22 protein-coding genes are annotated in these 22,737 nt (G+C 37.8%); 11 read left to right on the top strand and 11 right to left on the bottom strand.

Annotated features, from left to right (window positions below):
- Window positions 1–29: 29 nt before the first annotated feature.
- The 4 genes from rsmA to PQ459_12725 all read right to left on the bottom strand — a co-directional run bounded on the left by rsmA (window position 30) and on the right by PQ459_12725 (window position 5,606).
- Window positions 30–803 carry a 16S rRNA (adenine(1518)-N(6)/adenine(1519)-N(6))-dimethyltransferase RsmA gene (gene rsmA / locus PQ459_12740; GenBank protein WDF45763.1) on the bottom strand — a complete coding sequence of 258 codons (774 nt, stop codon included), beginning with the start codon at window positions 801–803 and terminating at the stop codon, window positions 30–32.
- Window positions 804–935: 132 nt separating this feature from the next.
- Window positions 936–2,060: a lactonase family protein gene (locus PQ459_12735; GenBank protein WDF45762.1), complete on the bottom strand. Its 1,125-nt coding sequence runs from the start codon at window positions 2,058–2,060 to the stop codon at window positions 936–938.
- Window positions 2,061–2,124: 64 nt separating this feature from the next.
- Complete coding sequence (locus PQ459_12730) at window positions 2,125–4,428, bottom strand: DUF5686 family protein (protein ID WDF45761.1); 2,304 nt, start codon at window positions 4,426–4,428, stop codon at window positions 2,125–2,127.
- Window positions 4,429–4,493: 65 nt separating this feature from the next.
- Complete coding sequence (locus PQ459_12725) at window positions 4,494–5,606, bottom strand: lactonase family protein (protein ID WDF45760.1); 1,113 nt, start codon at window positions 5,604–5,606, stop codon at window positions 4,494–4,496.
- 153 nt (window positions 5,607–5,759) lie between these two features.
- Between PQ459_12725 and PQ459_12720 the strand changes: the two genes are divergently transcribed.
- Complete coding sequence (locus tag PQ459_12720) at window positions 5,760–6,404, top strand: uracil-DNA glycosylase (GenBank protein ID WDF45759.1); 645 nt, start codon at window positions 5,760–5,762, stop codon at window positions 6,402–6,404.
- A 42-nt stretch (window positions 6,405–6,446) separates the two neighbouring features.
- Here PQ459_12720 and PQ459_12715 read toward each other — a convergent pair whose 3' ends face one another.
- Window positions 6,447–6,869, bottom strand: a complete 423-nt coding sequence (locus tag PQ459_12715; protein WDF45758.1) for a hypothetical protein — start codon at window positions 6,867–6,869, stop codon at window positions 6,447–6,449.
- Between the two features lie 11 nt (window positions 6,870–6,880).
- Window positions 6,881–7,369, bottom strand: a complete 489-nt coding sequence (locus tag PQ459_12710; GenBank protein ID WDF45757.1) for a DUF456 domain-containing protein — start codon at window positions 7,367–7,369, stop codon at window positions 6,881–6,883.
- Between the two features lie 85 nt (window positions 7,370–7,454).
- Here PQ459_12710 and PQ459_12705 point away from each other — a divergent pair, with 85 nt between their 5' ends.
- The 9 genes from PQ459_12705 to PQ459_12665 all read left to right on the top strand — a co-directional run bounded on the left by PQ459_12705 (window position 7,455) and on the right by PQ459_12665 (window position 19,107).
- Window positions 7,455–8,714, top strand: coding sequence for a mechanosensitive ion channel (locus tag PQ459_12705; protein WDF45756.1), 1,260 nt, complete (start codon window positions 7,455–7,457; stop codon window positions 8,712–8,714).
- 28 nt (window positions 8,715–8,742) lie between these two features.
- Window positions 8,743–9,462, top strand: coding sequence for a pyridoxine 5'-phosphate synthase (locus tag PQ459_12700; protein ID WDF45755.1), 720 nt, complete (start codon window positions 8,743–8,745; stop codon window positions 9,460–9,462).
- A gap of 16 nt (window positions 9,463–9,478) precedes the next feature.
- Window positions 9,479–10,255: an alpha/beta fold hydrolase gene (locus PQ459_12695; GenBank protein ID WDF45754.1), complete on the top strand. Its 777-nt coding sequence runs from the start codon at window positions 9,479–9,481 to the stop codon at window positions 10,253–10,255.
- A gap of 73 nt (window positions 10,256–10,328) precedes the next feature.
- Window positions 10,329–11,270 carry an alpha/beta hydrolase gene (locus tag PQ459_12690; GenBank protein ID WDF45753.1) on the top strand — a complete coding sequence of 314 codons (942 nt, stop codon included), beginning with the start codon at window positions 10,329–10,331 and terminating at the stop codon, window positions 11,268–11,270.
- Between the two features lie 71 nt (window positions 11,271–11,341).
- The gene (locus PQ459_12685; protein WDF45752.1) at window positions 11,342–11,596 is read left to right on the top strand and encodes a hypothetical protein; all 255 of its coding nucleotides are present in this window, start codon (window positions 11,342–11,344) and stop codon (window positions 11,594–11,596) included.
- A complete protein-coding gene (locus PQ459_12680; protein WDF45751.1) occupies window positions 11,593–12,603 on the top strand; it encodes an NAD-dependent epimerase/dehydratase family protein in 1,011 nt (336 codons plus the stop codon). Before PQ459_12685 ends, PQ459_12680 begins: the two co-directional genes overlap by 4 nt.
- Entirely contained in the window at window positions 12,603–14,363 is a 1,761-nt protein-coding gene (locus tag PQ459_12675) for a long-chain fatty acid--CoA ligase (protein ID WDF45750.1), read from the top strand. The genes PQ459_12680 and PQ459_12675 overlap by 1 nt, the downstream gene beginning before the upstream one ends.
- A 134-nt stretch (window positions 14,364–14,497) precedes the next feature.
- A complete protein-coding gene (gene gcvP, locus PQ459_12670) occupies window positions 14,498–17,356 on the top strand; it encodes an aminomethyl-transferring glycine dehydrogenase (protein WDF45749.1) in 2,859 nt (952 codons plus the stop codon).
- Window positions 17,357–17,676: 320 nt separating this feature from the next.
- Window positions 17,677–19,107 (top strand): OmpA family protein, encoded by a 1,431-nt coding sequence (locus tag PQ459_12665; protein WDF45748.1) that lies wholly within the window; start codon window positions 17,677–17,679, stop codon window positions 19,105–19,107.
- A gap of 297 nt (window positions 19,108–19,404) precedes the next feature.
- Here the strand turns inward: PQ459_12665 and PQ459_12660 are convergent, their stop codons facing one another.
- The 4 genes from PQ459_12660 to PQ459_12645 all read right to left on the bottom strand — a co-directional run bounded on the left by PQ459_12660 (window position 19,405) and on the right by PQ459_12645 (window position 21,373).
- Window positions 19,405–19,926, bottom strand: coding sequence for a hypothetical protein (locus PQ459_12660; protein WDF45747.1), 522 nt, complete (start codon window positions 19,924–19,926; stop codon window positions 19,405–19,407).
- A gap of 71 nt (window positions 19,927–19,997) precedes the next feature.
- Window positions 19,998–20,585 (bottom strand): YdeI/OmpD-associated family protein, encoded by a 588-nt coding sequence (locus PQ459_12655; GenBank protein WDF45746.1) that lies wholly within the window; start codon window positions 20,583–20,585, stop codon window positions 19,998–20,000.
- Between the two features lie 72 nt (window positions 20,586–20,657).
- Window positions 20,658–20,987, bottom strand: a complete 330-nt coding sequence (locus PQ459_12650; protein ID WDF45745.1) for an SMR family transporter — start codon at window positions 20,985–20,987, stop codon at window positions 20,658–20,660.
- 38 nt (window positions 20,988–21,025) lie between these two features.
- Window positions 21,026–21,373, bottom strand: coding sequence for a helix-turn-helix domain-containing protein (locus PQ459_12645; GenBank protein WDF45744.1), 348 nt, complete (start codon window positions 21,371–21,373; stop codon window positions 21,026–21,028).
- 223 nt (window positions 21,374–21,596) lie between these two features.
- On the opposite strand from PQ459_12645, the gene PQ459_12640 reads away from it, so the two are divergent.
- Complete coding sequence (locus PQ459_12640; protein WDF45743.1) at window positions 21,597–22,418, top strand: MBL fold metallo-hydrolase; 822 nt, start codon at window positions 21,597–21,599, stop codon at window positions 22,416–22,418.
- Between the two features lie 13 nt (window positions 22,419–22,431).
- Here PQ459_12640 and PQ459_12635 read toward each other — a convergent pair whose 3' ends face one another.
- Complete coding sequence (locus PQ459_12635) at window positions 22,432–22,689, bottom strand: hypothetical protein (GenBank protein WDF45742.1); 258 nt, start codon at window positions 22,687–22,689, stop codon at window positions 22,432–22,434.
- Between the last annotated feature and the right edge of the window lie 48 nt (window positions 22,690–22,737).

The following is a 22,737-nucleotide window of genomic DNA, read 5'->3' as shown; positions in this document are numbered from 1 at the left end:
AAAACTCTCAAACTCTCAAACTCTCAAACTCACAAACTCGACTTCCATTCATTCGTAAAATCAATAAAATCCGCAACAGACAATTCCTCCGCACGGATGTCAAGAAAACGATGAGAACTCATAGCTTCAGGAATTCCCAAAACTTTCAAAGAATTGCTCATCTTCTTGCGTCGTTGTCCAAATCCAGCTTTTACGATTTGCTTGAAGAGAACTTCATTTCCTTCCAATCCAGGTTTTAGATTTCGCTTCATTCGGATTACGCCTGATTTCACTTTTGGTGGCGGATTGAACACATTTTCGTGAACCGTGAAAAGATATTCTACATCATAATAAGCCTGAACCAAAACCGACAAAATCCCGTAATCTTTAGTCCTTGGAACGCCCGAAGTTCTCTCAGCAACTTCTTTCTGGAACATTCCGCTCATTTCGGGAACGTATTGGAAATTGTCAATGATTTTAAACAAAATCTGAGACGAAATATTATAAGGGAAATTCCCAATCACAGCCAATTCTTCGCCACCAAAAACCGCTGGAATATCAGTTTTCAGAAAGTCGCCAACGAAATGCTGTTCCTCTAATCTTGGATAATGCTTTTTGAGATAATCGATGGACTCGTTATCGATTTCCGCAACGTAGGTTTCAACGTCTTTTTCCAGAAGGAACTTTGTCAGAACGCCCATTCCCGGACCCACTTCCAAAACTTTTTTGTAACCTTCCAAAGAAAGCGAATCTACAATGTCACGTGCGATATTCTGGTCTGTAAGAAAATGCTGACCAAGGTGTTTTTTTGCTCTAACGTCCATTTTGCAAAGATAGAATTATATTTAACGCAAAGGCGCAAGAATAATTTCTAACGGATAAAAAAGAAGTCGCAAAGTTATCTTTTGCGACTTTTTATTAAAGCTAATTGCAAATAGCGTAATGCCAAAAGCTTATTAATACATCTTTGTCTTCACACAAGTTGGATGATTAATTTTTATCGGTTTTCCCACTTTTTTCAACATTCCGGTTTCCAGATTTCTTTTGAAAACAGTGACACTATTTGAATTAACATTCGTTACAATAATGAATTTCCCCGTTTCATCTATCGCAAAAGTTCTTGGGTGTTTTCCTTTCACAGATTGATATCCGAGAGATTCCAAAGTCCCATCTTCCTTGATTTTAAAAATCGCAATATTGTTTTCTTTACCTCTGTTGCTGGCGTATAGGAATTTTCCGTCTGGTGAAATGTGAACATCGGAACTTTCAAATCCTTCTTTGATTTTGTCTGTGTGCGTCGCAATTCTCTGGATTTCTTTCAGCTTGTTTTCCGAGAAATCATAAACCGAAATCATTCCCGCCAATTCTTCAATCGAGTAGGCCAATTTTCCATCTTTGCTGAATGTGATATGTCTTGGTCCGCTCCCAGGTTTTGTGTTGATGAATGTACTCTGACTGTCTATCAAAGGTTGTTTCAGAGTCGCATCAAATGGATATTGCAAGATTTTGTCGGCTCCCAAATCGGCGAAGAGTACAGTTTTATAATCTGGAGAAAAAACTGCAGAATGCGTGTGCGCTTTGTCCTGTCTTTTCGGGTCAACACCGCTTCCTTCTGTAAATGTGAAATGTTGCGCTATCGAATCGATTTTTCCATTTTCAAGAATTGGGAAAACTGAAATCGTTGGAATGTTGTAAGTCGCATTAATGAGCCATTTTCCACTCTTATCAACATTCACATAAACTGGATTTTCACCACCAGTTTTTTGTTGATTCAGGAATGTTAAAGTTTTTTTGTCCGCATCAAAAGCGAAAGCGCTTACTGTTCCGCTTGGCATTTTGGCATCGGACGAAGCATAAACATACTTTCCGTCTGGCGAAACTGTGATGTAGCCTGGATTGATAACATCTGAAGATGAAGCTACTTTGGTCAATTTTCCGGATTCCGTATCGAGTTCATAAACATAGACCGCTTCCGAACCTTTGTCCCAATTGTAAGAACCGAAAAAAACAAATTCTCTCTGAGAATAAAGACTTGTGAAAATTAAAAAACTTAGAAACAGAATGATTTTTTTGAAATTCATTGGGCTGGATTTAGAGGATTTCTGTCTCAGATTTTTTTATTAAATCTGATATTCAACAAATTTCCTAAAAATTCGCCTGGAAACCAAACTGAACACCAAATTTTCTAACCTCGGAAGTTGCAGAAGTATTATGATTAAGGTAATTTCCTCTCCAGTTGAAATCCAATCTCAACAATCTGAAATTCCCCCAACCGATATTCTCAATCCCGAAACCATATTCGTAGTAAGGTTTGTTTGGAGCGCTAAGGTTCAGATTTCCTGCATTCATCGAAATCGTTTCTGGTTTCAAACTTCCAATTCCTGAACGGAAAAAGGCAACTTCACGCAGTTTTAGTTTTTTAATCAATGGAATTTGAGATAAGATCTTTCCGTTGAAGTGGTGTTCCAAAAACATCACGGCGTAAGAATCTGCCACGAATTCATAATAATTCATCAAAGAAAAAACACCTCTCACCAAACCGTAAGATTGGTTGGCCGGCATTACATTTTGCAAAGCGAGTGGGAGAGCATCGAAGTTTTTACCAACTTCTACATTGGCGAACAAGCGTCCCCAGTTTCCTAATATCACCGGTTGATAATAATAGAACTGAAGTTTGTTGTAATTATAATCAGAATTGAAAACGCCACCCATACCTTTTGTATATTTTAAAATTAATGATGGATTGGTTGCCAAAGCAGTCATCTCATAACGGTCAACGCCATATGTTGAGAATTTTATTCCAGGTCTGAAAATCAATGTTGTGGTGAATCTTGTATCATTGAGGTCTGTTCTCAAAACACCGCTTCTATAATAATTGATGTTAAACAAATTAGAATCTGCCGATTTTATATTTTGAGTGGTCGCATCCAATCTCACCTGGAAGTTTTTCCAAGGCTCGATGCTTGTAAAAACATTGGTTTGATTCACGGAACTCATAGAGGTCGTTTCACCGCTGTTCAAAACCGAAGAAGAGGCGAATGACCTGGTCATAATTCCCTCATCCGTCGTCAATTGAACACCAAGTTGTAAGACATCTTTTCTGTAACCAGCACCAATCATAAATCGGTTTTCCTTGTTGAACATATATTTGGCCTCACCACCGAATTTCCATTTTTGATCACGGAAACCGTACGCTATGTAACCTTGGATTCTCCACATATCATTTTTACCGTGATAAGTTCTGAAACCACCTCTCAGCCTTACACCTTCGATGTCATTATAACCAAAGGATTGAAATATATTTCCGATGTCAATGCCGTTGCCAATGTGAAAATATCCGGAATTACCAATCTCGACAATCTTCACAATCTTTTTGTACTTTGGATTATCAGCAAGTTCATCATACATTTTATAGATGTTCTGGTCGCTTTCCGTCAATGCTTCTGTTCTGTTGCTTTGCCAGTAGGTTTCGTCTTTCGCCACCATTTCGTCTTCGGGAATCACGATCTTGTTTAGAAAATCATCGGTGATGCCTTTGTCAAATTCGTAGTCAGAATAGTTGGCGACGCGTCTGGCTATGATGGATTTCGCTTTGTCTTTATCATTTGTAACGAGATTGATCGTCGTTTCATTTCTTGTTGGGATGAATGTGGAATCGTCCGGATTGTCAAACTCAAGGTCTGTTGCAATTTTCTTGACGAAATTGATGTTGATCTTTTTGTTGGTTTCCATTTCCACTTTCATCACATTGTACTTGTCCATTGAAATGTAAAGTCTGCCTTTCAGTGCAAGAGCTTCAGGGTTTTTCGGGGTAAATCTGATCTCGTAACTTCTAACAGTATTGACTTCGATCGTGTCTGTGATATTATAATCGAAAACGCCAAAACCATCAGTGGAAACAGGACTTACAAAACCGATATTCAGATAATTGATCGTGTTATCATAAATATTGATGTCCTTGTACATATTCTGGATCGTTTTGGAAACAATCTGATTGTTCTTCAGTCCAGAAAGTCGTGTCGCCAAAAGGTCTTTACGCTCTTTTTTCGGGTCGTTTTTTCCGTACGTCTCGAAAATACTTTCGGTGATGAAAACCGGTAGAACCGCTTTGCCAGCAATTTCTGAAGAATCATTGTATTTGAAGATGATAGAGTCCATTCCCTTAAAAGCTCTTTTCTTTGTGAAAGCGCTGTCAATATTATCCAGGCGGAAATCTATCTTTTCGTAGGTTTTGTATTTGTAATCTTTATGGAGAAGCAATCCGTTGGATTTTTTCTTTTTCCAAACCTCACGCATAATGGCGTAAGCAGGATTTTCCTTTTTGTTCTTATATTTTTTTACGCCTTGGATCACGACGTTTTCGATTTCGTTTTCTTTGTCAGTCTGCGAAAAAAGCAAACTGGTGACAAATATTAAGAAAAAAGAGAGAATAAATTTTTTATCAATCATCGATTTCATCAAGCATTAACTATTAGTAACTGTTTTTTGTTTTGAATATTGTTTTAATGTGAAAGCTATTTGCCTTTTTCGTAAAATATGACATTCACAGGACTGCAAACCGGAATAGATTTTCCAGTTGCTGTGAGCAATCCTGTTTTTAAATCACGGTCAAAAATATTGATTCGGTTGGTGTCCTGATTCGCAATCAGTACCAATTTGTTGTTTGGGCTGATGGTGAAGTTTCTGGGATTTCGGCCAATGGTTTTCGTTTGTTGGATCTTCTTTACCGTTCCATCTTTTTTTCTTTTGAAAACGGTGATGTCATCTGCATCATCACGATTCGTCACATAGACAAACCTTTCATTATTAGATAAATGAATGTCTGCCGCACGGAAATTAAATCTAACTTTTCGTGACAACAAGGTTTCTTCCTGGATCAATTCGATTTTACCTTCATTGAAACTTAAAACAGACAAGTCACCACTCAATTCCTGAACGAGATAAATCAATTTTCCTGTTTTATCAAATGCAATATGTCTCGGTCCAGAGCCTTTTTTTACATCAAATTCTCCAGTTTTTTCTAAAACCTGTTCGCCTATTTTATTATATTTAAAGACATAGATCTTGTCCAATCCAAGATCGGTCGCCAAAACATATTGATGGTCCGGAGAAAATTGAACCTGATGAATGTGCGATTTTTCCTGACGTTTCGGATTCAAACCAACACCTTCGAATTTGATATTCTGAAAAACATCGGATAATTTTCCATCCGCATATCGTTTGAACACATTGATGCTTCCGCCGGAATAGTTGGCTGTGATGACATTTTGGTCGTCAGAGATCAGGAAAGCTGGATCTTCACCTTGGGTTTTTCTTTGGTCTTTTTTTATTAATTTTCCATCGGTTTCATCAATAGAGAAAGAAGTGACTGTACTTTTATCGCCATCTTCGTTGACTGAGAAGAGAAATTTCTTGTCTGGACTTAGGCTTACGAAACTTGGATTGATGACGTTCTCTGTGTGGAATTTGAGATTGTGATCGTACGTATTCTCATCAAAATCAAAAATATAGATACCGCCACTCGTACACTTATCGCTATTGGTGTATGTTCCTACGATGATGGTATTTTGAGCAGAGATGTTGGCCATAAAAATGATTGAAAAGATAAAGCTGTTCCAGATTTTCATTCTAAAAGTGATGGGAAAATGTAAATTTTCCGCGAATTTATTACATATAAAATTAAGCCAAACGATATTTGTGATTAATTAACTTTAATTGATGTAATTGTCACGGGATTTGCATTAATCGATTTCTAAATTTAATTTTGCAAAAATCTTGCTATGACCTGGTCCGAAGTTCTGAAACCGATTAAAGAAAGTTCTTATTTTATCAACCTTTGGGAGAATGTGAAACTGGAATTTAATTCTAAAAAATGTTTTCCACCAACGAAGCAGATCTTCCGTGCTTTGGAATTAACGGAATTTGAAGATATTAAGGTCGTGATCATCGGCCAAGATCCATATCATAATGATGGGCAGGCCAACGGACTTTGTTTTTCAGTTTCTGAAAACGTGAAAGCGCCACCATCGCTCAAAAATATTTTCATCGAATTGAAAGACGATATTGGTGTAGAAAGGAAAAGTAATGATCTGCAGGATTGGGCAAAGCAAGGCGTTCTCCTTCTGAATGCGACTTTGACCGTGCAAGCTCACGAGCCCAATTCTCATAAAAATATAGGTTGGGAAACGTTTACGGATTTTATCATCAAACAAATTTCAAATCAAAAAGAAAATGTGGTCTTTGTACTTTGGGGCGCATTTGCACAAAAAAAGGCCTCGCTGATAGACGAGACCAAACATTTTATCATACAATCCGCACATCCTTCGCCATTCTCTGTTTACAGAGGGTTTTTCGGAAGTCATCCATTTTCTAAGATCAATAATTATCTTAAGGAAAAAAGGAAAGAGCCGATTATATGGGGATAACTAGGTTAAAGAGTTGGAGTGTTTGAGTGTTTGATAGAAGATTTAATTTTCTTTTTCGTATTTGAAGCTGACTGTTTCTGGCTCTTCTTTGCCTCCAGGCTGCGGTTTCAATTCTGTTAATGTGAATTTGTAGCCAGAAAAACTGAAGGAATTGGTAACATTTTTCGGACTGAAATCTCTGGTTGCAACTTGGAAATTAGCTTTTTGATTTCCAGATGTCGCTTCAACATTGATTATCGCAATGCCTTCCCAAACACACGTGACATCCACAGGACAGCGACTTTCCTCCACAACATCTTTAAAGTGAAGACTCACGTTAGAATTAGGAATTTTACTTTGTTTTTCCAGGCCGATCACCACAGTTTTATTAGTTGAATTAGCTGTCTCAGTCTGGGAAGTTTGGGTTTTGCAATTGCTCATCAATAATAAAAGAGGAATGCAGAAAAATGTTTTAATGTTCATCATTTTGATTTTTTTTAAAAGAAAATATAATAGCCAACCACCAAAAACATAGCCAATCCAACCATCAGGTTGAATCCAGTTCCGTAGATGAATCCGACGAAAGCACCTTTCATAGAGTTGAGTGCTTTTCTGGTGTCGCTCACGTCGTGAAGCAATTCTCCTAGGAAAACGCCTAACAACATTCCTATTAAAAAGCCAAAAGGAATCGGTATGAAGATAAGTCCGACAATGGTTCCTACAAATGAACCGATACTTCCATAGCGCGTTCCGCCATATTTTTTGTTGGTCTTCGCCGGGATGACGTAATTCAAAACGGTTGAAACGATTGTCAAGAGTACGAATATCCAGACGTAGATCATCGGCATATCGTTCTCTGTCCCGAATTTGAAGATCAAAAGTCCGCAGAGACTTAATAATAATCCCGGCAAAACGGGAAGAAATGTTCCCAATAGACCGATGAAGAGCAGCGCTAGTGAGACAATGTTGATTAATGTTGGATCCAATTTTATAATTTTATTAAAAATACAATATTCAATCTAATGCCAAAAGTTTTTTTTTATCCTTATTTTTGTAAAATAATTCATCTAAATGAAAAACGAACTCATAGATTATAAGGATTTTCTTCAACAAATTAGTGATAAGATTCATTTCTTCTGCAAAGATTTCTTTCCTGATGAGTTTGTGCTGACGAGCCAAATTACTTTTAAATTCTTATTTCTAATATCTCTCATTTTCATCGTTTCATTTTTGCTGAAAAATGGCATTAACCTGACATTCAGATTCTTTTTTGATAAAGAAAAGTATCCTGTGATGAAGTCCATCTACAAAGCAAAAGTGACCAATTCCGTGGCAAATATCTTGTCCTTGGGTTTCGGTAGTTTTGCTTATGTTTCCATCTTTTACAGACATCCGAAAAGTATGATTTTCCTCGAGAGATTGGTAGGGATTTTACTCGTGTTTGTTATCGCAAATATGGCGTTTCGATTTATTAAAGTATTACAGAATTATTATCTGATCCAGAAGGATTATTATAAAATTATTGCGATCAATTCTATTTCGCAAACAGTTAAGATTTTTGGCGTTTTTATTTTTACAGTCATTGCTATATGTGTTTTGTTTGGCATTAGTGGAACGACAGTTTTAGGAAGTTTGGGGGCGATAACGGCTGTGATTGTTTTGGTTTTTAGAGATACGATTCTCGGATTCGTAACTGGTATTCACGTTGCAACATCTAAGAATTTGAAAGTGGGAGATTGGGTGACGATCCCAAAATATTCGATTGAAGGTAACATTGAAGATATCGATTTACTGACAACCAAAATCAGAAATTTTGACAAAACACTTTCCACTATTCCGACCTACGATCTGCTGACCACGGAAATCAAAAATATGCAGGTAATGTCTGAAACCAACACCCGAAGAATCAAGAAATCGATTGTCTTTAATATCAAATCGTTTAAGTTTTTGGATGACCAGTTGTTCGGAGAATTGCTGAAAATCAATTTGATTCACGATTATCTTTTGGAGAAGAAAAAAGAGATAGAGCAGGAGAAAGCAAACTTGATCAATTCGGACGAGATCATCAATGGACAACAGTTGACGAACATCGGAACTTTTAGAAAATACGCGATGAGCTATCTGAAAAACAATCCGAACATAGACCAGACGGGAGCTTTGATGGTGAGGCAAATGGAAATCACACCTCAAGGAATGCCTTTGGAAATCTATTGTTTTGCCAACGATTCAAAGTGGGAACATTTTGAGCAAATTCAGGCGGATATTTTCGATCATCTTTTGGTAGCATCCAAGGAATTTGACCTTGAGATAATGCAGGTCCACAAAATTTAAATTAATTATCATTCATCATTCATCATTTATGACTAAACTAAGTGTCAACATCAATAAAATCGCAACGATTAGAAATGCAAGAGGTGGCGATGTGCCAAGTGTAACCCAAGTAGCTGTGGATCTGGAAAGATTTGGAGCGCAGGGAATCACCATTCATCCACGACCAGACGAGAGACATATCACCAGAAAAGACGTTTACGACCTGAAGCCTTTGGTGAAAACAGAATTCAATATCGAAGGAAATCCGCACAGACCATTCGTCGATATGGTTTTGGAGGTAAAACCCGAGCAAGTGACATTGGTTCCGGATGCTGATAATGCCATTACATCCAACGCTGGTTGGGATTGCGAAAAGAATCTTGATTTCTTAAAATCTGTTATTTCTGAATTTAAAGATGCCGGAATTAGAACTTCAATTTTCCTGGACCCAAATCCAGAAATGGTGAAATTTGCAGCGGAAACAGGCACAGACAGGATTGAACTTTATACAGAAGCGTACGCAACCAACTATCCTAAAGATAAAGAAAAGGCCATCAAATCATATATTGACACAGCAATTGAAGCGGAGAAGTTTGGTTTGGGAATCAATGCTGGCCACGATCTTAGTTTGGATAATCTACAATATTTCTCAGACAACATTCCGAATCTTTTAGAGGTTTCCATCGGTCACGCTTTGATCTCTGAGGCGCTTTACCTTGGTTTGGAAAATACGGTTCAGGCTTATTTGAAGCGATTGGCGAAATGGTAAAAATAAATTAGAATCAATGGAAATCCTACACTCAAAAATATACGGAGAAGAAATAACAGAAACACCACTTTTGGTATTCCACGGATTGTTCGGAATGCTGGACAATTGGGGAAGTTTCGGAAAAGAATTTGGAGAATTGATGCCAACACACGTGATTGACCTTAGAAATCACGGCCGCAGTTTTCATTCAGATTCAATGTCGCACGATGATCTGGCTAATGACATTCTGAATTATATGGAATTTCATAAAATAGAAAGAGCCAATCTTCTCGGACATTCGCTTGGCGGGAAAGCAGTGATGCAATTCGCCATCAAATTCCCAGAAAAACTGAACAAGCTGATTGTGGTCGATATTTCTCCGAAAGCTTATCCGCCGCATCATCAGGGAATTATTAAAGCGCTTCAAACGGTGGATTTCGAAACTGTAACTTCCAGACAGGATGTTGAGAAAGTTTTAGGCGAATATATTCACGAGAAATTTGTGATCCAGTTTTTGATGAAGAATCTTTATTGGACCGACGATAAGAAGTTAGCTTGGCGATTCAACCTCAAAACTTTGGCGGAAAAATATACGGAGTTTGTTTCCAATGCGATAAAATTTGGTGTTTTCAAAGGACCAACGTTGTTCGTTGCCGGCGCCAATTCGAATTATATTTTGCCACAAGATGAACTCTTGATCAGACAGCAATTTCCGGATTCCAAGATCATCAAGATCGCCAAAGCAGAACATTGGGTCCAGGCCAACAATCCTGTAGATTTCAACGCAGCGGTCAAAGATTTTCTTTTAGCATAGATAATGACATATTAATTCAGATTTGATAATGGTACAAGCCTTGTATTATCGGATCTGAATTAAAATTATCTTTATGAAATGGAAGTTATCGATCATCCTGATCCTTTGTTTAACGTTTTTCAAATCTCAGACTACCATTTCCGAAGTTTCGAAAATTCCCGATGTTACCTATAAAACGTCAGATTCCATCGACCATAAACTGGATATCTACCTTCCTGAACGATCAAATAAAAAATTTCCCGTTCTCGTCTTCCTCCACGGTGGCGGCTGGATCGGTGGCGACAAAGCCTTTCCCGAAAAGTTCTATATGAATGATTTCGTTCTAAAATTTGTTCAAAATGGTTACGCCGTAGTCAGCGTCAACTATACGTTATTAGATAAAAATACCAATTTTCCAAAACCTATTGAAGATTCCAAAGAAGCAGTACGATGGATCCGGGCGAATGCTGACAAATATAATTTTGATGAGAAGAATATAGGACTTTGGGGCGCTTCCGCAGGCGCACAGATTGGGATGGTCGCGGCCTATTCGGATGACAGTCAGTTTTCTGAACACAGCAATTTTCCTGGTCAATCTGCCAAGGTCAATTACGTGATCGATTATTTCGGTCCATCCGACTTGAACAAACTTCTGAGAACCGAAGAAGCTGGTTTCAAAATTTTCATTTTCAAACTGATCTTTCCGAAGATCTACACAATGCGCAACGATATGATCAGAGGCTTTACGACGAAAGATATCAAAGAACAAAAACAAGAAGCGATTGATGGTCTTAAAATCTATTCGCCAGTGACTTACATTAACCAAAATTCTGTTCCGACTTTGATGATCCACGGTAACAAAGACCGAATCGTTCCATATTCCCAATCCGAAATTCTGAAGAAAAAACTGGACGAGAATAATGTCAAAAATGAACTCATTCCCATCGATAAAGGAAATCACGGCCTAAATGAAGAACCTGGACACCAATTGATGATGGAAAAAACATTGGAGTTTATGAAACAGAACACACATTAATTTCCTGATAGATTTCAATATCCGAATAAGAGATTTTTTATAGAATTGAATTATCTTTGTAAAAATCTTTAATGAAAAAATACCAGGAGACTATTTACAAGGTCATTTTGTTTTTTTCGGTTCTTGTCAATCTTTTTTTGATAGGACTTTTATTTTTTGTTCTGAAGGATTCATTTTCCGGAGCAGGAGATTACTTCTTGGAGGGCAAAAGTTTCTGGTATTTTGTAGTGATTATCGCAGCATATTCTATTGCAAACTTTATTTTATTGATACAGAACTTCAAAACGAATACTGACATCCAACCTCAAATTTCCGACGTAGAATGATATTGATCACAGGTGCAACAGGGATTTTAGGACGGGTAATTGCTTTGGAACTTCTCAAAAAAGGAAAGAAAGTTCGCGCCACAAAACGCAGCTCCAGTAATTTGCCGGAAGTCAAAGATTCTTATAAATTCTATACTGATCGTCCAGATTTTTATTTTGACCAAATAGAGTGGTTCGATATTGATTTTAATGATCAAGATTCCTTGGAGAACGCTTTGAAAGATGTGGATGAAGTGTATCATTGCGCCGCGAAGGTCAGCTTCAATCCAAGTGCAGAGAAGGAATTGTACCGAAATAATTCTGAAGCGACAGAGAAATTACTCTTCGCAATCGATCCAGATAAAGTCAAAAAGTTTCTTTTCGTAAGTTCTATTGCAGTTCTTGATGGTTATAATGACAAAGGCGAAATGGACGAAAACTCCGATTTCAACGAGAAGTTAGACCATTCAAATTATGCGATCTCCAAATATCTTTCCGAAATGGAAGTCTGGCGTGCATCTGCAGAAGGTTTGAATACGATCATCATCAATCCGGGTTTAATCATAGGTTCAGGAAACTGGAATCACAGCAGCGGAAAACTGTTCAAAGAGATGTCAAATGGATTTACTTTTCCAGGGTCGACAGCTTATGTTGATGTGAGAGATGTCGCAAAAATTGCTGTTGAATTGATGGAAAGGTCAATTTTCGGACAACGTTTCATTTTGACATCAGAAGTTGTAAAATACAAACATATGGCGGATAAAGTTCGAAAGACTTTTGGAAAGACGCCAGCAAAATTAATATCAAATTCAATCTTAGATATTCTTCCATTTTTCTCTGTGATTTTCGGCTGGTTCATTCCAATTTTGAAATTAGGAAACAGAACAAATGTTGAAACGATCAAGTCAGATTCGACGATCACCAACAACAAAATTCGTGAGACTTTGAATTACGAATTCATTCCGATAGATGAAAGTGTAGATTTCCATCTTAAAAATTATGCACAAAGCATATCAAAATCCAATTAATGAACATTACGGAATTTCTGAACAAGAACACCAAACGATTTCCACAGAAAGCAGCTGTGGGTTTCAAAAAAGATAATGAATGGAAGGAACTGACTTGGATGAGATTCAAGCAGATGGTTTTCCGTACTGCCAACGCTTTGGTAGAGGCTGGTGTGAAGGAAAATGACAAAGTGGCGATCTACGCAGACAACTCTCCAGAATGGATCATTATGGATGTTGCCACGCTTGCAATTGGCGCGGTCACAGTTCCTGTCTATTCCACAAACGGCGCCGATCAGGTAGAATATATCATTAACCACGCAGGACCCAAAATCATTTTGACAGGCGACCAAGAACAGTACGAAACCTGTCATCAACTATTAAGTAAAACTAGTGGTGTCGAGAAGATTATCGCTGCTAAAAAGAATTTTACTCTAAAGGATAATTCCATATTTCTATCAGACTTTATAGAGAAAGCTTCGGATAAATTCAAGATTGTAGAAAGGTCAGATGAAGATCTGGCGACCATTATCTACACATCCGGAACATCAGGAATTCCGAAAGGTGTGATGTTGACGCACGGCAATTTCCAAAAAGCATTTGACGCGCACATTGACTTTTTTGGTTTCAAGGATTTTGAGAAAGAACAATCATTGGCATTTTTACCACTCAGCCACGTTTTCGAAAGATGTTGGACCTTATTCTGTTTTTCAGTAGGAGCTAAAGTCAGCTTTCTGGAGAATCCAAAATTGATTGCAAACGCTTTGCAGGAGGTGAAACCAACCACAATGTGTTCTGTTCCAAGATTCTATCAGAAGATCTATGCTGGCATCAACGAAATGCTTGTGACAGCCTCTCCAACTAAGAAAAAAATCTTCGCTTGGGCGATTGAAACAGGAACTCAAGTTTCGGAAAGAAAAAGAGATCAGCAAAACATTCCTTTTTTATTAAATCAAAAATATAAGATCGCGAATGCTTTGGTCTTTAATAAAATCAAAACAAAATTAGGCGGACGACTTTGGTTTATGCCTTGTGGTGGCGCGTCTATTTCTAAGGAAGTGACGCAATTTTTCGATGCGATGGGAATTCATATCACCGTTGGTTATGGGATGACGGAAACGACCGCGACCATCACGGCTTTTCCTTTTACAAAATACAAATACGGAACAGCAGGAAAACTAATTGGCGACTCTCAAATTAAAATCGGGGAGAATGACGAAATTCTCGTGAAAGGAAGTGGTATAATGAAAGGTTACTACAAAAATCCTGCAGAAACAGCGAAGATCTTTACAGAAGACGGGTGGATGAAAACTGGTGATGCGGGCGTTTTGGATAATGAAGGAAATCTCACAATCACAGACAGGATCAAAGATCTAATGAAAACTTCCAACGGAAAATACATCGCGCCGCAACCCATTGAAAATATGTTTTCCAACAACAGTTACATCAATCAAATTCTACTGATTGCAGATGACAAACCTTTTGTTTCTGCTTTGATTGTTCCGAATTTTGAAACTTTGGAAGAGAAGGTGAAAACTCTTGGCATCACATTTACCAACTGGAAAGAAGTTTTGGAAAACGAAAAAGTACAGGCTTTCTACCAAAAACTAATTGATGACATCCAGGTGAATCTCTCTGGTTTTGAGAAAATTAAAAAGTTTATCTTGATGCCGGCCGATTTTGAGATCCAAAGCGGAGAGATCACACCAACCTTAAAAATTAAAAGAAATATTGTTCTCGAAAAATATGCTGAGAAAATCAATATGATTTATAATAAATAGGATCAAAAAGTAAATCCTGTGTAATAAATAATATTGTTACGATAGTTTTTATCAAATTCTTGACGTCACAAATATTTTTAGAATTGATTAAATTTACAAGCCTTATAATAAGAATCTAATTTGAAGTTTTATAAATGAATACACAACAATTCGTAAATCGCCACATCAGCCTTAATGAGTCTGAAAAAGCGGAAATGCTAAAGAAAGTAGGAGCAGCGAGTATTGAAGAACTGATCTCGCAAACCATTCCGGATGCCATCAGACTGGAGAAAGATCTGGACATCTCGGAGCCACTTTCGGAGTATGAGATGCTATTACATTCCAAAGAGTTGGCATCTAAAAATCTGAATTTCGACAACTATATCGGTTTTGGATACCACAATACCATTTTGCCTTCTCCAATCCAGAGAAATATCCTGGAGAATCCAAGCTGGTACACCGCTTACACGCCTTACCAGGCAGAGATTGCACAGGGAAGATTAGAAGCTTTGTTGAATTTCCAAACTGTAGTTTCTGATTTAACTGGTTTTCCGTTGGCAAATGCCTCTCTTCTTGACGAATCTACCGCTGCTGCAGAAGCAATGCATATGTTCTTCAACAATAGAACAAAGGATCAAAAAAAAGCCAATGCAACTAAGTTTTTCATCTCAGATCTAGTTCTTCCACAAACAGTTTCTGTTCTTAAAACAAAAGCGGAAGGTCTTGGAATTGATATTATTGTAGGAAATCATAGCAACCATCAGTTCAATGATTCTTACTACGGTGTTCTATTGCAATATCCAGGGAAGAATGGAATCGTTTTAGATTACACAGAAAATATCACTTACTATAAAGAATTCAATCTTCAGGTAGTTGTTGCTTGTGATCCAATGGCTTTGGTAAAGCTGAAATCTCCAGCTGATATGGGCGCAGATTGTGCGGTTGGAACTTCCCAAAGATTTGGGATTCCAATGGGTTATGGTGGTCCTCACGCAGCGTTCTTCACTTGTAAGGAAGATTATAAAAGAGATATTCCAGGAAGAATTATCGGGGTTTCGCAAGATATGTACGGTAAACGTGCGTTGAGAATGGCACTTCAAACCAGAGAGCAACACATAAAGAGAGAAAGAGCGACTTCCAACATCTGTACAGCTCAAGTGCTTCTTGCAGTAATGGCTGGTATGTATGCTGTTTATCACGGACCTAAAGGTTTGAATTTTATTGCTGACCAGATCCATTATAAAACCAATGCTTTGGGCGATGCGCTGAAAGTTCTAGGTTATGATATTGTAGACGAGCCAGTTTTTGATACCGTTAAATTCAGATTGCACGAGGAAGAGAAATCATCTTTGAGAATGAAAATGAGAGATCAGAAAATCAATCTTAACTATTTCTCTCAGGGCATTATCAGTATTTCCATCAACGAAACAACGACAGTTGACAAACTCAACCATTTGATCGAAGCTTTTGCTCAGTTCAAAGGGAAACAAGGTTACAAAGTGACTTTGAAAGAAGAATATTCTATCCCAGCTGAATTGTTGAGAGAAGATAAAATCCTTGAAGAAGAAGTTTTCAACAAATACCATACTGAGACAGAATTGATGCGTTACATCAAACGTCTGGAAAGAAAAGATTTGTCTTTGACACATTCTATGATTTCACTTGGTTCTTGTACAATGAAATTGAACGCTGCAACTCAAATGATCCCTCTATCTTGGGGAGAATGGGGAAGTGTTCACCCATTTGTACCAACAGATCAGGCTGGTGGTTATCAGGAAATGATCAAAGAATTGGAGAAAGACCTTGCTGAAATTACTGGTTTCGCTGGAACTTCCCTTCAACCAAACTCTGGTGCGCAAGGCGAATATGCCGGACTAATGGTCATCAGAGAATATCATAAAAACAGAGGCGAAGGCTACAGAAATATCGTTCTCATTCCACAATCTGCGCACGGAACCAATCCGGCTTCTGCAGCGATGGCAGGAATGAAGATCGTAGTCGTAAAAAATCTTGAAAATGGAGAAATTGATTTTAAAGATTTCAAAGCAAAAACGGAATTGCATTCTGAAAATCTTTCTTGCATCATGATTACTTATCCGTCTACTTACGGATTTTTCGATGCGAATATCAAGGAAATTACAAAACTGACGCACGAACACGGCGGACAAGTCTATATGGATGGTGCGAATATGAATGCGCAGGTTGGATTTACAAGTCCAGGAAATATCGGGGCAGACGTTTGTCACCTGAATCTTCACAAAACTTTCGCAATTCCTCACGGTGGCGGTGGTCCTGGTGTTGGTCCAATCTGTGTGGCGGAGCATTTGGTTCCATTCCTACCAACCAATGCGAATATCTCAATCGGTGGGAAAGAAGCGATTGAAGGAATCTCTGCAGCACCTTATGGTTCCGGATTGATTTTGAATATCTCTTACGCTTACATCAAAATGTTGGGAACTTCAGGTTTGAAAAAAGCAACGGAGCACGCAATCCTAAATGCTAATTATTTGAAAGAAATTCTAGCTGAGCACTTCCCAATCCTTTATGCGAACGACAAAGGCAGAGTAGCACACGAATGTATCGTGGATTTCCGTCAGTTCAAAACTTTGGGAATTGAGGTAGCTGATATTGCAAAACGTTTGATGGATTATGGCTTCCACGCACCAACAGTGAGTTTCCCGGTAGCTGGAACATTAATGATCGAACCAACCGAGTCTGAAAACAAAGATGAGATTGACAGATTCGCAGAAGCATTGATCAACATCAAAAAAGAAATTGACGAGATTGCAAACGGCGATGCAGACAGAGAAAACAATGTTTTGAAAAACGCACCTCACACCGAGCAGTTGGTGATCTCAGATTCTTGGGACAAGCCTTATGGAAGAGAGAAGGCCGCTTATCCATTGGATTGGGTGAGAACGCATAAATTCTTTGCTACGGTTGCGAGAATTGATGAAGCTTATGGCGACAGAAACTTGATCTGTACTTGTGAGCCGATCGAAGCTTATATGTAATAGCAGAAATTAGACTTTAGAACTTGGATTTAACTCTAAAGTTTATATTCAAATAATCAATAAAAAAACCTTTCAATTTTTTGAGAGGTTTTTTTATGTCTTGATTACATCCGTCTAACAGATTAATTTTCTGTCAGTTTAGTTTATAAAATTAGGAGTTGTTATGTTTTGAATAATTATAAATAATAGCGATTTATTTTTATTGGTATGGTAATTGGATAGTGGAATGCGAATCACCTTAGGAATGCATGTTCAAAGTGATTTGGTGTAATTATTCCAATTATACATTTAATAAGTAAAACAATTTAAAATTATATTTTATGAAATCAAAATTAACCATTTTGTCGTTGGCCTTGGCGTGCCCGGCAGTGATGTTCTCGCAAGAAATGATGCAGACAACCACAAACACTAACTCTGTTGAAAGAACTACTTTAAAATCAGACTCTACAAGATTCAACAGCTGGTCTGTTTCATTTGGTGGTGGTATTCCATTGATGCAAAACGCAGATTTGAAATCTATCCAAAGTGGTAACACGCTTGTAGGCTATTCAGCTTATTTCAGTATAGACAAGGCTCTTTCGCATTCATTCAGTTTGAAGTTACAATATGACCGTGGTGAGACCAGACAAGGTTATTTCAACACTAAAGATGCAGCACCTGCCAATGCATCAACTTCTTTACAAGTTGGAGCAAGAACACAATATGATGCAATCTCACTTTTGGGAGACATCAATTTCTCAAACCTTCTAAGGAGAGTTGACAGCAATGCAGACTACAGATGGGCAATCCACGGATATGCTGGTGTAGGTGTATTAGCTTACAGAGCTTACCAAAAAGATGAGACTGGACAAAGATTAATGACAGAAAACAAACCATTTAAATTCAACTCACTATTCGGACAGGCTGGTGTTGGTTTGAAATATAAAATCAGTAATAGAGTTGATATCGAAGGTAGAGTAATGTACGTTGTAACCGGAGACGAAGCATTTGACGGTGGTGGAAGTGATCAATACAGTGCTGTAAACAGAATCAGTTCTCATACTTCTGATAATTTCTTCAACCCGACGTTGGGTCTTACCATCAACTTGGGCAAAAACAGACCAAACCTAATGTGGCATGACCCATTGGATGAGGCTTACACAAAAATTGACGAACTTGAAACAAAAATCGATAACATCAAATTGTGTAAAACAGGAGATGCTGACAATGATGGAGTTTGCGACGACTGGGACAGACAGCTTGATACTCCGGCAGGTGCTAGAGTGGATGGTGCAGGTGTAGCATTGGACGTTGATATGGATGGTGTAATCGATCTTAATGATAAATGTGTAACAGTTCCAGGTCCGGTAGAAAACAATGGTTGTCCTGTAACGAATTCAGACAATGGTATGGTATCATCTGACGAAACTGCAATGAGTGCAATCGAATTCGATCTTAACTCAGACAGAATCTTGCCAAACAACACGCCGATTCTTAACAGCGCCATCAGTTACATCAATTCTACCAGTGGTTCTTACACTGTTGTAGGAGCAACTGATACGAGAGGAACAGAGGCTTATAACCAAGCACTTTCTCAAAGAAGAGCGGACAATGTAAAACAATATTTAATTACGAATGGCGCAAGCTCTTCAAAATTGGATGCCATCGGAAATGGAAAAACGGATCTGAAATATCCAGAATGTGATCCTGCTTCAAAATGTCCTGAATGGAAAAACAAAGCTAATAGAAGAGTGTATTTTAAAGCAAAATAAATTTTACAATTCTATATTCGGAGGCTGTCATTCGTGGCAGTCTTTTTTTTGAATGAATAATAGTTGATAATATAAAGAAACCTCTCAAGTAATTGAGAGGTTTCTTTTTTTAGATATGTGGTGGATCAGATTAAATTTCTTTCTGTCCAATTTCGTTGATTAATTGTTGCCTTCTTTGGAATCGAAGCAATAGCGATTTAGTTTTATTCATATCGTTAATTTAACAATAAGATTTGGGTTGCTATGAACAATAGATTAAAGCTGTGTCGCAAATAATTGTAAGGCATATTATAAAACTTATTTCTCCAGTTCTTTCAGAAATTTGTAGTTGGCATCTTTCAGAGATTTTCTGACATTGTTGCTTGGGTCGCCGCCACCACTTTTGCGAATGCCGGTGGTAGAGTACACTTTATCATTTGGTTTGACGGTGTACGCAACATCGGTTTTCATAGTGGCCACTGATAATCCAAATGACCAGATGATTTCGTTAATTTTGGCATACACCAGGACTCCAGATGGATCATTGATATTGTCTAGATTGTCTACAACTTTTAGATTTAGTTTAGTTTCTACTGCAAGCTCGTCAATAGATTGTTTGAAAACCTGTTTTACATCGGGTGGGAGATCCGGACCCAAAACAGAGGCGTGCATTCCTTTGTAGCTAACGAAATTCTTACTTTCATAACCGTACATAAAGTAAATTGTTTTGCCGTTGTAGAACTCTTTGTTAAGTGTATTCTGAGTATAATTGCTGCTGGTACCGCAACTCACAAGTGCCAGTGCGAATAAAATAAATACGAATGGTTTTAGTTTTTTCATAGTTAAAGATTTTTAGATTTCTGAATTTTTGTTAAATATAAATAATCCGGAACTATTTCGCAATTGCTGTATCAAAACTGTTTTGGTTTCATCTTCTTTTCTGCTGCTTCTGCAATCTCCATAATTCTCTTTTGCCTGGTTTCCGGTCTTTTTGCCAGGACGAGCCATTGCAGCATCATCTTCTTTGCAGAATTGCTCAGGCTATGGAAAAAGTCGGCGGCACCTGCTCGGATGGAAAGTTCCAGCATAAGATCTTCTGGGACCAGAAGTTCTTCGACACTGTCCAGTATTTCCCAAGAGCCATTATCTTTTGCAATAATGATGATGTCTAGTCCAGCTTGGCACATTCGGTTTTCGGAGGTAAGTTTTTCGATTTTTTGTTTATTAATTTTGGACCAGGTGCTTTTGGGTTTTCGTTTCCCGAAATATTGGATGGAGGATTCTTCACTCAGTTTTTTCTTGAGGCTGTCTATCCACCCATAGCAAAGAGCCTCATCCACGGCGTCACTCCAGCTAATCGATGGTTTACCAGATTTCTTGTTGTACTGCAGAAGCCAAATTCCTTTCTCACGCGTGTGATTTTCCCGGAGCCAGTCTCGCCATTGCTCTGGCGTTTCGGGGTAGAAAGTTTCTAATATTTCCGTAGGTTTCTGATTCATCAGTTGAAATGCTTTGTATTTGTAAATATAGATGAAATATCAAAATTCTTGAAACAGAAAAACTTAGTTCTTCTAATGTGTGGATGACTTTGAAAATAAATTGATCACAAGAACACCAAAGATGATAATTCCTATTCCAAGGAACGCCGGTAAATCTAATTTTTGTTTGAAAAAGAAAACAGAAACCAAGGCCGTCAAAACAATTCCCAAACCAGCCCAGATCGCATAAGCAATACCTAGCGGAATCTCCCGGATAGCGTGCGAAAAGAAATAAAAACAACCCGTGAATGCAATAATGGTGAGGAGACTGGGCCACAGTTTTGTGAAGTTTTCTGATCTGCTCAAACAACTTGTTCCAAAAACTTCCAGGCAGATTGCCAGTCCTAAAAACAGATATTTCATTTTTTTAAATTTAATTATTTTGGTAGTAAGGTTAAAGGCTATGATTCTATTTCAGTTTTACTTTCTGTTTCCGAGTATTTGCTGTTCCACAAAGTCATCATATTTAGAATTGGAAGAAGTTCCAAACCTTTTTCTGTCAGATGATATTCTACTCTTGGCGGAATTTCTTTAAAAACTGTACGAATGAGAATGCCGTCCTGCTCAAGTTCTTTCAGCTGATCTGTCAAAACTTTCTTTGAAATAATATCAATACGCACGTGGATCTGTCCGAAACGAAGTGTGCGAGCGCCCAATGCGTAGATGATGATTGGTTTCCATTTGGAGCCAATCGTTGCCATAGTTCTAGTCATCGGACAATTGCTGCAGGTGAAAAAATCTTTTTTCATTTTTGTGGTTACTTTTGCGTTACCAGTAATAGGCAACAATGGTTGTAAAAATAAACTAATTACAGTCTCTTTGCAAAACTAATTTATAAACAAAGAAAAAATGAATGTCAGAGTTTTGTATTTAATGATCATATTGTGGAACTGTAATTTGGCATCACAACAGAAAAATTATACTGCAGGCTACTACACAGTCAAAGTTGGAGAGTTTGCTGTAACTGCACTTTTGGACGGAACAGTTCCTGTGGATGCCAATCAATTATTAAAGTCTGAGCATGAGCATCAGGTAGATGATTTATTGAAAGAATCTTTTATTAATAATCCTGTTGAAACTTCTATTAATGCTTATTTAATTAAGACAAATAATCGTCTTATTCTGGTTGATACAGGAGCAGGTGCGTTATTTAATGATTCTGCATCGGGAAATATAGTGGAGAGCTTAGGAAATGCTGGCTATCATCCGGAACAAATTACAGATATATTATTAACGCACATTCACCTGGATCATTCCGGAGGTCTGACGGTTAATGGAAAAATACAGTTCCCAAATGCAACAATACATGTAGATCAAAAAGAAATTGATTTTTGGTTAAAGCACGAAAATCAGGATAAAGATGAACCGCGGGGATATCCTTCAAATCGGCCAGCTTTTTTAACTTTAAAGCCGTATTTGAAAAAAGGAAGTGTTAAAACATTTGAAGGAGAATTTGAACTTTTCCCGGGTCTCAAATCTGTTGCTTATTACGGACATACCTTTGGACACTGCGCCTTTGTTTTGGAAAGTAACAGTGAGAAAATGGTTTTTCTAGGCGACTTGGTTCATATTGCAGCAGTCCAATTCCACGCACCAACGCTGGCTAATGAATTTGATTTCGATAAAACAAAAGCAGCTAAGCAGCGAAAAAAAATATATGCTGAAGCGTCATCAGAAAATTATCTAATTGCAGCAGATCATATTCCTTTTCCAGGCTTTGGAAGATTAAGAAAATCAAATAATTGCTACAAATGGATTCCTGTAAATTTCAGCAGTACTGGAAAAACCAAGTAATGATTTTGTGACTTTAACTGTGGGAATTCCTTGCCGTTATTTCCGCTTCTACCTGCCTTAGAATCAGTCCACAAAGCAAAAGCGCAAAGGATGATCCACCGCAGAGCATAAGGAAAGTATAATTGTTGCTTTTGATTGATAGATAGATAAGAATTGCTAAAGTCAGCATAGTCAAAATGCTTAGAAAGCTCACAAAGTTTGTAAATCTTTTCTGTTTCATTTTAAGCTCCTCAAGCGTCAACGCTTTCAGTTTTTTGTTTTCTTTAATCATTTTTGTGTGTGTTTGATTTTAGGAAAATTATCGAAAATTGTCCTAAAT

Source organism: Chryseobacterium sp. KACC 21268, from assembly GCA_028736075.1.
GTDB lineage: Bacteria > Bacteroidota > Bacteroidia > Flavobacteriales > Weeksellaceae > Epilithonimonas.
Note: the sequence above shows the minus strand (reverse complement) of the source record. Positions and strands in the feature narration are given on the sequence as shown.